Origin of the sequence: Aeromicrobium stalagmiti, from assembly GCF_013283745.1 — a bacterium.
Classification (GTDB): domain Bacteria; phylum Actinomycetota; class Actinomycetes; order Propionibacteriales; family Nocardioidaceae; genus Aeromicrobium; species Aeromicrobium stalagmiti.
Genome location: NZ_JABSTZ010000005.1, coordinates 56,188 through 69,196 on the forward strand (window position 1 = coordinate 56,188; position 13,009 = coordinate 69,196).

At 69.8% G+C, this 13,009-nt stretch carries 13 protein-coding genes; 7 read left to right on the plus strand and 6 right to left on the minus strand.

Features of this window, described 5'->3' with window-relative positions:
* The first annotated feature begins 15 nt into the window (after positions 1-15).
* The 4 genes from mshB to HQK15_RS16745 are packed head-to-tail and all read left to right on the plus strand — an operon-like array spanning position 16 to position 3,976.
* A complete protein-coding gene (gene mshB, locus HQK15_RS16730; RefSeq protein ID WP_173492652.1) occupies positions 16-924 on the plus strand; it encodes an N-acetyl-1-D-myo-inositol-2-amino-2-deoxy-alpha-D-glucopyranoside deacetylase in 909 nt (302 codons plus the stop codon).
* Between the two features lie 6 nt (positions 925-930).
* Positions 931-1,266: a hypothetical protein gene (locus HQK15_RS16735; protein WP_173492653.1), complete on the plus strand. Its 336-nt coding sequence runs from the start codon at positions 931-933 to the stop codon at positions 1,264-1,266.
* Positions 1,263-1,796: a flavin reductase family protein gene (locus HQK15_RS16740; RefSeq protein WP_173492654.1), complete on the plus strand. Its 534-nt coding sequence runs from the start codon at positions 1,263-1,265 to the stop codon at positions 1,794-1,796. The genes HQK15_RS16735 and HQK15_RS16740 overlap by 4 nt, the downstream gene beginning before the upstream one ends.
* On the plus strand, positions 1,793-3,976 hold the full coding sequence (locus HQK15_RS16745; RefSeq protein ID WP_173492655.1) for a VanW family protein: 2,184 nt from the start codon (positions 1,793-1,795) through the stop codon (positions 3,974-3,976). Before HQK15_RS16740 ends, HQK15_RS16745 begins: the two co-directional genes overlap by 4 nt.
* A 6-nt stretch (positions 3,977-3,982) precedes the next feature.
* Here the strand turns inward: HQK15_RS16745 and HQK15_RS16750 are convergent, their stop codons facing one another.
* Together HQK15_RS16750 and HQK15_RS16755 are read right to left on the minus strand one after the other, a co-directional pair.
* Complete coding sequence (locus HQK15_RS16750; RefSeq protein ID WP_173492656.1) at positions 3,983-4,840, minus strand: intradiol ring-cleavage dioxygenase; 858 nt, start codon at positions 4,838-4,840, stop codon at positions 3,983-3,985.
* Between the two features lie 38 nt (positions 4,841-4,878).
* Positions 4,879-5,850 carry a GNAT family N-acetyltransferase gene (locus HQK15_RS16755; RefSeq protein WP_173492657.1) on the minus strand — a complete coding sequence of 324 codons (972 nt, stop codon included), beginning with the start codon at positions 5,848-5,850 and terminating at the stop codon, positions 4,879-4,881.
* A gap of 96 nt (positions 5,851-5,946) precedes the next feature.
* Between HQK15_RS16755 and fdxA the strand changes: the two genes are divergently transcribed.
* Positions 5,947-6,270 (plus strand): ferredoxin, encoded by a 324-nt coding sequence (fdxA, locus tag HQK15_RS18320; protein WP_367649229.1) that lies wholly within the window; start codon positions 5,947-5,949, stop codon positions 6,268-6,270.
* A gap of 8 nt (positions 6,271-6,278) precedes the next feature.
* Entirely contained in the window at positions 6,279-7,373 is a 1,095-nt protein-coding gene (gene dapC, locus HQK15_RS16760) for a succinyldiaminopimelate transaminase (protein ID WP_217361794.1), read from the plus strand.
* Positions 7,374-7,406: 33 nt separating this feature from the next.
* Here the strand turns inward: dapC and HQK15_RS16765 are convergent, their stop codons facing one another.
* From HQK15_RS16765 to HQK15_RS16780, 4 genes are all read right to left on the minus strand, one after another.
* Complete coding sequence (locus tag HQK15_RS16765) at positions 7,407-8,231, minus strand: VldE C-terminal domain-containing protein (RefSeq protein ID WP_173492659.1); 825 nt, start codon at positions 8,229-8,231, stop codon at positions 7,407-7,409.
* Positions 8,228-9,073: a hypothetical protein gene (locus HQK15_RS16770; protein WP_173492660.1), complete on the minus strand. Its 846-nt coding sequence runs from the start codon at positions 9,071-9,073 to the stop codon at positions 8,228-8,230. The genes HQK15_RS16765 and HQK15_RS16770 overlap by 4 nt, the downstream gene beginning before the upstream one ends.
* Positions 9,074-10,018: a 2,3,4,5-tetrahydropyridine-2,6-dicarboxylate N-succinyltransferase gene (gene dapD, locus HQK15_RS16775; RefSeq protein ID WP_173492661.1), complete on the minus strand. Its 945-nt coding sequence runs from the start codon at positions 10,016-10,018 to the stop codon at positions 9,074-9,076.
* Between the two features lie 171 nt (positions 10,019-10,189).
* Entirely contained in the window at positions 10,190-11,320 is a 1,131-nt protein-coding gene (locus HQK15_RS16780; RefSeq protein WP_173492662.1) for an LCP family protein, read from the minus strand.
* 158 nt (positions 11,321-11,478) lie between these two features.
* Here HQK15_RS16780 and HQK15_RS16785 point away from each other — a divergent pair, with 158 nt between their 5' ends.
* Complete coding sequence (locus HQK15_RS16785) at positions 11,479-12,912, plus strand: LCP family protein (RefSeq protein ID WP_173492663.1); 1,434 nt, start codon at positions 11,479-11,481, stop codon at positions 12,910-12,912.
* The last annotated feature ends 97 nt before the right edge of the window (positions 12,913-13,009 follow it).

Genomic DNA, 13,009 nt, shown 5'->3' on the forward strand with positions numbered 1-13,009 from the left:
CAGTAGCCTTGGGTCATGACCTCTGCCGATCGTCGGATCCTGCTCGTCCACGCACACCCCGACGACGAGTCGCTCAACAACGGCGTGACGATGGCCCGCTACGTCAACGAGGGCGTGCACGTCACGCTCGTGACCTGCACGCTGGGCGAGATGGGTGAGGTGCTGGTGCCCGAGCTCGCGCACATCGCGGCCGATCGCGACGACACCCTCGGACAGCACCGCGAGGGCGAGCTCAAGGAGGCGATGGCCGAGCTCGGCGTCACCGACCACCGCTTCCTCGGCGGGGCGGGGCGCTTCCGTGACTCCGGCATGAAGTGGGACGAGAACGGCCACGCCACCGCGGCCGACGAGATCCACGACAACGCCTTCTGGCACGCCGACCTCACCGAGGCCGCCTCGCTGCTCGTCGAGATCATCCGCGAGGTGCGTCCGCAGGTGCTCGTGACGTACGACGAGTTCGGCAACTACGGCCACCCCGACCACATCCAGGCCCACCGGGTCGCGCACTACGCGACCGATCTGGCCGCGGCCCGGTCGTTCCGTCCCGATCTCGGTCAGGCGTGGGACGTGGCCAAGGTCTACTGGGTCGCGATGTCGGCCTCCCGGTTCCGCGACGGCCTCCGGGCGATCCGCGAGTCGGGCGACACCACGACGTTCGAGGGCATGGATCCCGACAACCTGCCGCCGTTCGCGATCGAGGACGACCTCCTCGACGCCATGATCGTCGCCCCCGACTTCGTGCCCGCCAAGCTCGCCGCGATGAAGGCCCACAAGACCCAGATCACCGAGGACGGCGCCTTCTTCGCCGGGGGCATGGACATGGCGGCCGTCGTCTGGGGCACCGAGTTCTACCGCCTCATCAAGGGGACGCGCGGCCCGGTCGGAGACAGCGGCCTCGAGGAAGACCTGTTCGCAGGTCTGTAGGCCACCATGCGACGCGCTGCCCTCCTCGTCCTCGGGCTCTACGTGTGCGTGCTCGGGGCAGTCGTGCACCGGCACGTGTGGTTCGCCGCCGGGATCGAGTGGCCGTGGGGGCTGGCCCTGGTCATCGCCGTGACGTACGTCGTCGCGGTCGCGTCGGGTCTCGTCGCCCGTGTCGGCGGAGCCTGGTTCACCCTGGGCTGGGCGATCGCGCTGCTGTCGTTGCAGTGGTCCCCGGGCGGCAGCTTCCTGATCGCGGCGGACTGGCTCGGCTGGTCTTTCACCGCGGCGTGCCTGGGGGTCATCGTCCTCGCCGTGGCCAAGCCTCCTAGGCTGGTGCAATGACGGTGACGGTCGACCAGAGCGCTTTTCGTGGCGCGCTCGGGCGATTTGCCAGCGGGGTGACGGTCGTGACGACCGTCCTCGACGGCGTCGACCATGCCATGACGGCCAGTGCCTTCACCTCGGTCTCGCTCGATCCGCCGCTCGTCCTCATCTGCTCGCACAAGACCAACCGGTTCCACGACGCGGTGCTCGAGAGCGGCATCTGGGGCGTCTCGATCCTGGCCGAGGAGGGCATCGACGCCTCTGCCTGGTTCGCCCACAAGGGGCGCCCGCTCGAGACCCAGTTCGACGAGATCCCGCACCGCCGGGGCGACACGGGTGTCGTGCTCCTCGAGCAGTCGCTGTCGTGGCTGGAGTGCCGCACCGAGACGGTCGTCGACGGCGGCGACCACACGATCCTGATCGGGGCGGTCGTCGGCGCCGGCGTGCGCGACGACCTCGATGATCCGCTGCTCTACTACCGCTCGCACTACGGCACGATCGTGAGACTGCCCGCATCCGAGAAGACGGTCTACGGGGGACAAGCATGACGGACAAGCCCGACCATCCGGACCAGTCTGACGAGCCAGTTCAGCCTGACGAGCCAGTTCAGCCTGACAAGCCAGTTCAGCCGGACGATGCTGACCAGCCCGGCCAGCCTGACGAGGTTCAAGCTCCCGAGGCCGAGGCCGAGGCCGGTCTCGTCGTCGAGGGCGACGAGCTCGACCTCGACGAGCCCGAGGCCGCCGTCGACGACGTCGACTCCGACGAGGACCCCGAGCCCGAGGACGCCCTGACCGACGACGAGGTCGAGGACGCCCTCGGCGACAGCGACGACCCGGTCGATCCCGACACCGACCCCGACGAGGACGACGCCGTCGCTGCCGACGCCGTCGCCACGGGCGAGCGCGAGGAGGAGCGCGAGGAGGAGCCGCTGGTCATCCCCGCCACCGCGTTCTCCGACGGAGACGACACCGACGAGGCCGACCGCGGAGGTGACGAGCCCCCGGCGCCTGTCGACGAGTCCCCGAAGCGCCACTGGGGCCGCTACGTCCTGCTCGGTGTGGTCGCGTTCGTGGGTGCCGCCTACGTCACCGGCTTCTTCCTGACCGGCACCCGCATGCCGGCCAACGCGACGATCGGTGGCGTCGACGTCAGCGGCAAGAGCCCGGCGGCGGCCCGCACGCTCGTCGACCAGGCCCTGACGCCCAACGCCGATCGCAAGATCGCGCTCACCTACGGCAAGAAGACGTTCCAGATCGAGCCGTCCGACGCCGGCCTGGCGCTCGACCTGGACGGATCGATCGAGGCCGCGGGTGGGCGACGCAGCTGGGACCCGCGCGACATGATCAGCCTGTTCGCCGGCGACCACGACACCGATCCGGCGCTCGACGTCGACGACGCCTTGCTGCAGAGCGCGATCGGCACGATCAGCGAGGCGGTCAACCGCGAGGTCGTCGAGCCCCAGATCACCTTCCCCGACGGCAAGCCCGTCGCGCGCGAGCCCAAGCCGGGCCGCGTGGTGTCGAAGTCCGACGCCTCGGCCGTCATCCGCGGGGCCTACCTCGTGAGCGACGAGCCCGTCGAGGTGCCGTGGGTCGACGTGGAGCCGTCGGTCGACGCCGACGGGCTGGACGAGGCGATGGACACGATCGCCAAGACCGTCGTCAGCGGTCCCGTGACCCTCACGGTCGGCGACAAGGACCTCGAGCTGCCGGTGTCGGCCTATGCCCCGGCGCTCGTGATCCGGGTGGAGAACAACGCCCTCGCGCCCCATCTCGACCCCAAGAAGCTGGCCAAGCCGCTCACCGACGCCACGACCGGCATCGGCAAGAAGGCCGTCGACGCGACGGTCAGGATCGAGAACGGCAAGCCCGTCGTCGTCCCGGGCAAGGAGGGCGTCGGCCTGCAGCCCACGGAGATGGCGACCCTGCTCATCCCCGCCCTGTCCGAGACGGGCAGCGCGAGGGCGGTCGAGGTCGAGGCCAAGGTCGTCGAGCCGCTGTTCACGACGGCAGACGCCAAGGCGCTCAAGATCACCGAGAAGATCAGCGACTTCGAGACACCGTTCCCCTACGCGGAGTACCGCAACATCAACCAGGGGCGGGCCGCCGAGCTCATCGACGGCACCATCATCAAGCCCGGCGAGACGTTCAGCTTCAACTCGATCGTCGGCGAGCGCACCGAGGCCAACGGGTTCGTCACGGGCACCGTCATCAACGGCGGCGTCTTCCGCGAGGAGCTCGGCGGCGGTGTGTCGCAGGTCGCCACGACGACCTACAACGCCGGCTTCTTCGGCGGCATGGACGACACCGAGCACCACCCGCACGCGTTCTACATCGACCGCTATCCCGTGGGACGCGAGGCGACGGTCTACTTCGGCAGCCTCGACCTGCGCTGGAAGAACCCGACGAAGTACGGCGTCCTGGTCCGGGCCTACGTCAACAAGAGCACGCCCTCCTCGCCCGGTGAGATGCACGTCGAGCTCTGGAGCACCAAGGTCTGGGACAAGATCGAGGCCGGCCAGTCCGAGCGGCGCAACGGCCGCAGCCCCGGCACCCAGTACGACGACACCGACCGCTGCGTGCCGCAGAGCCCGGTCAACGGCTTCGACATCGACATCTACCGGACCTTCTTCAAGGACGGCAAGAAGGTCAAGACCGAGACCGACACGGCCAACTACCAGGCCGCCGACAAGGTCGTCTGCGGCAAGAAGCCCGACGACGACTGAGAGACGTCACACGGCGACGTTGAGGCTCAGCGTGTAGCCCTTCGAGACCGAGCCCGACGCCTTGGCGAGCTGCAGCGAGTAGCCGTCGCTGAAGACGTTGTCGCTGTCGAGCGAGGTCTGCTGCATGTTCTGCACGCTGGCCTCGTAGCCGGACGTCGCGAAGACGGCGTTGCAGGCGTCCTCGGGGATCGCGAGCTGTGAGGTGCGCAGCTTGTTGGTGCCGGACGTCGCGGACTTCTCGTCCTGGTAGACCTCGAAGTGGATGTGCGGCCAGCGCCCGGAGTAGGCCGCCGGGAAGATCGTCGTGAACGACAGCTTGCCGTCGGCGTCGGCGACCTGCACGCCGCGCAGGTAGTTCTCGTCCTTGATCGCGTCGTCATAGAGCGAGTAGCGGCCCTCCTGGTCGCAGTGCCAGAGGTAGACCGCGGCGCCGGCCAGCGGGCTGACCTCGCCGCCGTTCATGTCGATGATCGTGAGGGCGACCGTGGTCGCGACGCCCGCCGCGACGCCGCTGGCCGTGCCGAAGCTCGACGTGATGTCCTGGCGGACGATGCCGCTCTCGGTCAGCACGTTGACGCCGTTGGAGCCGTCGCCGGGGTAGGGTCCCGCAGTCTCCTCGGGGATCTCGCCGTCGGCGACCTCGACGGTCGACTCCGATCCGCCGCCGCCTGACGGAGGACCGCCCTGCGTCCGGGTCGAGGTGGTGCCGGAGGAGTCGCTGGCTCCACACGCGGCCAGCGCGGCCGCGAGGCCGGTAGCACTCATCAGGCCGAGCGCGCGCCGGCGGTTGAGGACGGTGGGCAGGTCGTGGGAGAGGCCGAGGTCGTGCTCGTGGACCTCGTCGGCGTCGTGGTGGTGGCTCATGACCTCAGGCTACGAAGGCTCGCTGGGAGTGCAACGGGTCAACGCTGTGCAGAGCCTGTGGACGACGGCTCCAGGTAGAGGTAGTCATGGTGGTCGGCGAAGTCGTAGGGCGCATAGAGCGCGAGCGCGGCCGTGTTGGACCGCATGGTCTGCAGATAGGCCTTGTCGGCTCCGTGCTCGACGGCCCAGCCCAGCGACGTCTCGACGATCCGGCGGGCCAGGCCCTGTCGGCGGGCGGCGGGCTGCACCTCGACGGCGGACAGGCCGGCCCACTCGCCGGTCACGACGACGCGGCCGATCGCGACCGCCGGGCTGCCGATCGACACGAATCCGACGTGCGATGGCCCCTCCATCACGGCGCGGGCGTGGACGGGGTCGTCGACCCGTCCGTAGTTGGCGAGCCAGTCGTCGTCGGCCGTCGAGGAGACCCGGGCCTCGGGGTCGACGGCGTACGCAGGCTCCAGGTCGGCGACCTGGACGACGGCGCCGCCGTGATAGCCCTGCATCGGCACCCAGCCGGCACCCCTGAACGCCTGCTCGTGGGTCGAGCCCACGACGACCTGGGCGAGCGCCGGCATCGAGCGCTCGGCGTAGAACGCGATCACCCGGTCCACGGCCTGCTCGAACGGCACCCCGGGGGAGCCGGTGGCCGCGACGGAGTTGGCGCGGCCCGTGAACCGTCCTGCGGCGCGCAGCTCCCAGTCGCCGAGCGCGACCGACTCGATCGCCGGCCAGCCCCGGGACGTGATGACGGTGAGGTCCTCCGCGTCGACGGACGTCGCGCGGCGGCGACGCACGGGGCGCTCCGGCACCGGCTTCCAGGTGACGATCGTCGACAGCGCGACGTCCGCCGTTCTGCCGTCGCGCAGCTCGAGCGTGACCGAGGTGGCGTCGACCGCGGTGACGTGTCCGATGACGTCGTTCATCTCCGGTCCGCCCGACGGACCGACACCACCCGTCTCATGGCGCACGACGATGCGTCGACCGAGCACGGCACCGTCTAGAGTCATGACTCAAGACTTCCATGCCGTTTGAGGTGAGCCTTACTAGAGGGTCCCCTCGCCCTGACGGGATACTGGAGCCAGCTCGCCGAAGGAGAACTGCTCGTGACGTACGTGATCGCCCAGCCGTGTGTGGACATCAAGGACCGCGCGTGTGTGGACGAATGTCCTGTGGACTGCATCTACGAGGGCAAGCGCATGCTCTACATCCACCCCGACGAGTGCGTCGACTGTGGCGCCTGCGAGCCCGTCTGCCCCGTCGAGGCCATCTTCTACGAGGACGACACCCCGGCGGAGTGGAAGGACTACTACGGCGCCAACGTCAACTTCTTCGACGACCTCGGCTCGCCGGGTGGTGCTGCCAAGCTCGGCGTGATCGATGCCGACCACCCCATGATCGCCGCACTGCCTCCGCAGAACCAGGAGTAGTCGCCGCGATGGCCTCCGTCTCCGCGAGGTTCCCCGAGTTCCCGTGGGACACCCTCGCCGCGGCCAAGGAGCGTGCGGCGGCCCATGGCGGCGGCATCGTCGACCTGTCGATCGGCACGCCGGTCGATCCGACGCCCGACGTCGCCCGTGAGGCGCTCGTCGCGGCCGCCGACGCCCCGGGCTACCCGACGGTGTTCGGCCCGGAGTCGCTGCGCCAGGGCGCCGTCGACTGGCTGGAGCGACGTTTCGAGGTGACCGGCCTCAGCCCCTCGCAGGTGCTGCCCACGGTCGGCTCCAAGGAGCTCATCGCCAACCTGCCCATGCAGCTGGGGCTGGGCCCCGACGACCTGGTCGTCATCCCCGAGCTGGCCTACCCGACCTACGAGGTGGGCGCGCGCTACGCCGGGTGCGAGGTGCTCGCGGCCGACTCCACGATCGCGATCGGTCCGCGCACTCCTGCCCTGATCTACATCAACTCCCCGGCCAACCCCCACGGCCAGATCCTCGGCAAGGACCACCTGCGCAAGGTCGTCGAGTTCGCCCGCGACCGCGGAGCGCTGCTGGTGTCCGACGAGTGCTACCTGGAGTTCGCGTGGGACGACACTCCCTGGTCGGTGCTGCACCCCGACATCTGCGGTGGATCGTTCGACGGGATCCTGGCGGTGCACTCGCTGTCCAAGCGCTCCAACCTGGCGGGCTACCGTGACGCGTTCGTGACCGGTGACCAGGCCGTCGTGTCCGAGCTGCTCGCGGTGCGCAAGCACCTCGGGTTCATGCTGCCCACGCCGGTGCAGGCCGCCATGACGGCCGCGCTGGCCGACGACGCGCACGTCAAGGAGCAGCGGGTGGTCTACGCCGCTCGTCGCGCCGACCTGCGGGGCGCCCTGGAGACGGCCGGCTTCACGGTCGAGCACTCCGAGGGTGCGCTCTACCTCTGGGCGACGCGCGGTGAGCCCTGCCGCGACACCATCGACTGGCTCGCCGAGCGGGGCATCCTCGCCGCTCCGGGCGACTTCTACGGGGCGGCCGGCGCCCAGCACGTCCGCGTTGCCTTCACGGCCACCGACGAGCGCATCGCCGCGGCGGTCGAGCGGCTCAGCTGAGGTCGGTCGCCTGACCTGGCCGTTGAGCCGGCCTCAGTTGGTCGAGACGACGACCTGGTCGGTCGGGGCGTCGAGGTCCTTGACCCAGCCCTCGTGCGATGACGTGGCTGTCCACGTGCGGCGCCTGAACGACACCTGGTTGATGCCGAGCTCGGAGGCGTTGCCGACGAGGTAGTGGGCGATCGCCCAGCCGCGGGCCCGGACGTCCGCCGTCGTGCCCTTCAGGGGATAGCGCGCGTCGTCTCCGTCGCGCTCCACGGTGATGTCGCCGAAGGCCTGCTCGACGTCCTGCACCACCGCGGTCGTGCTGCCGCCGCCCTCGGGGTTGATCTGGCAGGTGAACTTCGCCGGGCTGTAGCCCCGCAGCGCCGAGGCGAGGGCGCGGGCGTAGTCCTCGTGCTGGGCGTAGGCGCCGGGGTAGCCGGAGCGCTGCACGAGCTGCGCCGCGTCGTTGATGTCCATCGAGCCGTAGCCGTCGATCTTCTCCAGCGCGTCGTAGAACGCGCCGGTCGAGTAGTGCGGGTCCATGATCTCGGCCACGGTGCCCCAGCCCTGCGAGGGACGCTGCTGGAACAGCCCCACCGAGTCTCGGTCGCCGTAGTCGATGTTGTGGATCTTCGACTCCTGGAACGCCGTGGCGATCGCGATCGTCGTGGCCCGGGGCGGCAGGCCGCGGCGCTGGGCGATCGCCGCCATCAACGAGGCCCAGCGTCCCTGCTCGAGGTCGACCTGCGCGCGCACGCCGTTGACCTCCGCGACGCAGAACTCCGCGCGCAGGGGAGTGCGGTCACGCAGCGTCGTCGCCACCAGCACCGCGGCAGCGAACAGCCCCAGCGCGACGAACCAGCGAAATCTCATGACTGCTTCTCGAGGCGGTAGTGCAGCCGGACGACGCGTCGCCCCCACAACCTGAGCTCGTGGTCGGTGCGCAGCACGCCCTCCTCGTCGACGTAGACGTGGAACGTCTCGGCCAGCGGTGGTCTGGCCGCGTGGTCACGCCCCCGCAGCCGGACGACGACGTACGCCCCGAGCCCGCCGTGCCGCCCGCGGGGGGACCGCAGCCACAGGGAGCCGTCGGGATCGTTCTCAGGCTGCAGGAAGACCTGGACGTTGCCGGACTCCAGCGGGAAGGTCACGTGGACGGCTGGGCGGCCGGTCGACGGGATGGTCGTGACGGCATAGCGACCGCTGTAGACGAACTCCCCGGTCGAGCGCAGGGTGCGGATCCAGGCGGCGGCGCGGGGACGGTCGTCGGCGTCGACGAAGGTGACGATCCGGCTGTCCATGCCCCGGGAGACCGAGAGCGGGTCGACCGGGATGGCCAGCTGCCCGACCCGGCGACCGAACCAGCGCTGGATGAGGGCGCCGCCGGGCCTGAACAGCGGGTTCCACCCGGCCCAGACCTCCATGCGCCACCGGGCGGTGTGCTCGTAGAAGTCACGCACCACCGGGTCGACCAGCTCGTGTCGGAAGGAGCCCGCGTCGAGGTCGGCCATCGAGCGGAGCAGACCCGCCTCCGCGCCCTCGACCAGTCGCGTGCCGGACTGCGTGGCCGCCGCCGCGAGCCAGTCGTCGCCCACGGTGCCTGCCACGTGCATCGGGGCGTCGAGGAACGCGTCGTCGCCCGCGAGGTCGACGGGCTGCCCCCACGCCCGCCACCACCAGCGGGTCCCGAGGTCGAGCAGCGACCAGATCGCCATCTAGTTGGCGTGCAGCGCCGCGTTGAGCTCGATGCCCGTCCGGGCACCGCGCGGACGGGCCTCGATGGCACCGGTCTCGCTGTTGGTGAGGAACAGGATGCCGTCCTGGCCCGACAGCTCGGAGGCCTTGGTGATCGTGCCGTCGGGCATGCGCACCTTGGAGCCGGCCGTGACGTAGGTGCCCGCTGCCACGACGCAGTCGTTGCCCAGCGAGATGCCGATGCCGGCGTTGGCGCCGATCAGGCTGTTCTCGCCGACCGTGATGACCTCCTTGCCGCCACCGGACAGCGTGCCCATGATCGAGGCGCCGCCACCGATGTCGGAGCCGTCGCCCACCGTCACGCCGGCCGAGATGCGTCCCTCGACCATCGCGGTGCCGAGCGTGCCGGCGTTGAAGTTGACGAAGCCCTCGTGCATGACGGTGGTGCCCTCGGCCAGGTGGGCGCCGAGACGGACGCGATCGGCGTCGCCGATGCGCACGCCGGACGGGATGACGTAGTCGGTCATGCGCGGGAACTTGTCGACGCTGGTGACCTGCACGTGCTGGCCGGCGGCGCGGGCCCGGGCACGGGTCGCCTCGAAGCCGGCGACGGCGCACGGGCCGATCGACGTCCACACGACGTTGGCCAGCAGGCCGAACTGGCCGTCGAGGCTCAGGCCGTGCGGCTTGACGAGCCGGTGCGACAGCAGGTGCAGGCGCAGCCAGACGTCGTAGGCGTCGACGGGAGGGGCCTGCAGGTCGGCGATCTCGGCGAGCACGACGACCTTGCGCACCTGGCGCACCTCGTCGTCGCCGGAGAGCGCAGTCAGCTCGGCCGGCTCGGTCTCGCCCTCGGGCGCCGGGCCCAGACGGGGCTCGGGGTACCAGACGTCGAGCACCGTGCCGTCGGCCGTCAGGGTCGCGATGCCGTACGCGTGCGCGCCGGGGAGTTCAGCTGAAGTCATGGGCCCAACCTATCGAGTCGATCCCATGGCCTTCGGCACGTGTCGCCACTAGGGTCAGATCATGCCGAGAGCCGCGCCGGCCGACGGCGGGTTCGACGCGGGGCTCCGGACCGTCCTCACGATCGTCGCGGCGGACGCATGCCGAGGTTCGAGATAGCGCCGTGACGGGCCCTAGCCCTTGGGCAGCCCGTCCTTGGTGCAGAGCGAGCCGATCTTGGCGGTCTGGTCCTTCTGGATGTACTCGAACATCTGCGGCGCCCGGGTGGCGTCCCAGTTGACGGCGAGGTCCTGCAGCGGCACCGTGCAGCTGAGGCCGTCGCCGCCCATGGCGGCCGAGAGCGCGAGCGCGAACCTGCCGAGCGCGATCGGGCCGACGTCGTCGCCGATCGTCAGCGACCCGGACGCGCCCTTGGCGACGCTCACGTAGCGGAACGGGTTGAGGACGGTCCACGGCGACTTGGCCTCTGCCGCGATCGAGCCCAGCACCTCACGCTGGCTCTGGACGCGCTGGATGTCCTGCGTGGCGTACGAGTGACGGTTGCGGGAGTAGGCGAGCGCGGTCGCCCCGTCGGCGGTCTGGCAGCCCTCCTTGACGTCGAGGCCCGAGTCCTTGTCCTTGATGTCGTCCTTCGGACAGATCTCGACACCGCCCAGGGAGTCGACGACCTTGACCAGGCCGCCGAACCCGACCTCTACGTAGTTGTCGACGTGGATGCCGGTGTTGCCCTCGATCGTGCGGACCAGCAGCTTGGCGCCACCGTAGGTGTAGGCCGCGTTGATCTTGGTGCGGCCGTAGCCGGGGATGTCGACGATCGAGTCGCGGGGGATCGACATCAGGATGCTCGGGCCGTCACCGGTGTGCAGCATCATGATCGTGTCGGTGCGGCCGCGTCCGCCGCTGTCGCCGCCCGTGGACAGCTCCTTCTGCTCCTCCTTGGTCAGGCCGCGACGGCTGTCGGAGCCCACGAGCAGGTAGGTCGTGCCGGGCTGCTCGTCGGGACGTCCGCTGGCGGGGGAGGCGTCGACCTTGGCGATCTGGCCCCACGCCCAGATCGGCACGGCGACGAGGAACACGACCCAGGCGAGCACGACGAGCAGGACGATGCGCCCCTTGCCGAAGCGCTTGCGCGGCCTGCCCGGCGGCGTCGGTCCGGCCGGACGGCGTCCCGGAGGCGGCAGGTTGGGCGGTGGCAGGTCGTTCGGCGGGGGAGGCGGTGCGGCGTCCGCACGGGGGGCCGGACGGGTGGGTTCGTCGTTCCCGTACAGCCACCCGTAGTTGCCCTGGGGACGCTCATCAGACATGAGCACGACCGTACCGGAACGCTCCCGGAGGCTCGGGCAGCCAGACCGGGACCCGATCGGAAAATCCTCGGCGCGTCCCGGCGCGCCCTCAACCTCGGATTGAGACTTTGTGTGGATACTGAGAATCGCCTCAGCCTCTTCCCCAACGTGAGGGCACCATGTCTGACGTTCGCTCGAGTGTGCTGGGTGGGTCGTACGCCCGCCCGGCCGACACATCGGCCCGCATCCAGTTCCGCCGCGCCCTGACCCTCACGGCGATGACGCTCGTCATGCCCGGGTCGGCCCAGCTCGTCGCCGGCAACAAGCGGGTCGGTCGCATCTGCCTGCGCGTCTGGCTCGCGTTCCTGGCCGTCGGTGCGGTCGTTCTCCTGCTGGCCCTCACGTCACGTCAGACCCTGCTGTCGCTGACGCTCGACTCGTCCGGTCCGCTCACCCTGGGCCGCTGGATCCTGCTGGCCGGTGCCGTCGCGTGGGTCGCGCTGATCGTCGACGCCTGGCGCCTCGGACGTCCGCTCGAGCTGCGGCGCAACCACCGTCTCTGGATGACCGGTCTCAACAGCGCGCTGTGCTTCGTCACCGCCGGCGTGATGCTGTTCGCGGCCCACCTGGTCAGCACCGCCAACTCCTCGATCGGCACGGTGTTCGCCTCGGACACGGTCTCCAAGCCCGAGTCGGGCCGCTACAACATCCTGCTGCTCGGCGGCGACTCCGGCCCCGACCGCAGCGGCGTCCGACCTGACTCGCTGACGGTCGCCAGCATCGACAAGGACACCGGTCGCACGATCCTGATCGGTCTGCCCCGCAACCTCGAGGACGTCCCGTTCCCGGCCGGCTCGGTCATGGACAAGGAGTTCCCCGACGGGTTCACCGGCGAGGGCAACTACCTCAACGCGGTCAACACCTGGGCCAACGACCACGCGGCGATGTTCGGCGAGAAGGACCCCGGCATGGACGCCACGATGGGCGCCGTCGAGGAGATCACCGGCCTCAAGCTCAACTACTACGCGATGGTCAACATGAAGGGCTTCTCCAAGCTCATCAACGCCGTCGGCGGCGTGACGGTCGACGTCAAGCAGCGCACCGCGATCGGCGGCATCGGCTCGCCGGTCCGCGGCTACATCGAGGCCGGCGAGCAGAAGCTCACCGGTGACCAGGCCCTCTGGTACTCCCGCAGCCGCGTCGACAACAACGACTTCTCCCGCATGGGCCGCCAGAAGTGCGTCATGAACGCGATGCTGCAGCAGCTCAGCCCCAAGAAGGTGCTGTTCAACGTCAACAAGATCGCCCAGTCGGGCGCCGAGCTGCTGTCGACCAACATCCCGCGCCAGGACCTCGACGTGTTCGCCGACCTGACGCTCAAGGCCAAGACGCAGAAGGTCTCGACCGTCTCGCTGGTCCCGCCGGTCATCTACACCGGCAACCCCGACTACCCCAAGGTCCGCCGCATGATCTCCAAGGCGGTCGCCAAGGCCGAGGGACGCTCGACGCAGAAGGTCGGCCTCACGAGTGCCCGCCTGACGATGCCGAAGTCCGGCGAGAACAACGACCCCACCAAGGCCAACCAGAGCAGCGACCTCGGCTCGTCCTGCTAGACCCTCGTCCTGAGGAGTCACTGAGATCACAGGACTCGGTCCGACCATGACGCCGGGATCGTCCATAATGAATACTTCGTCGGCCGGATCACCGTGA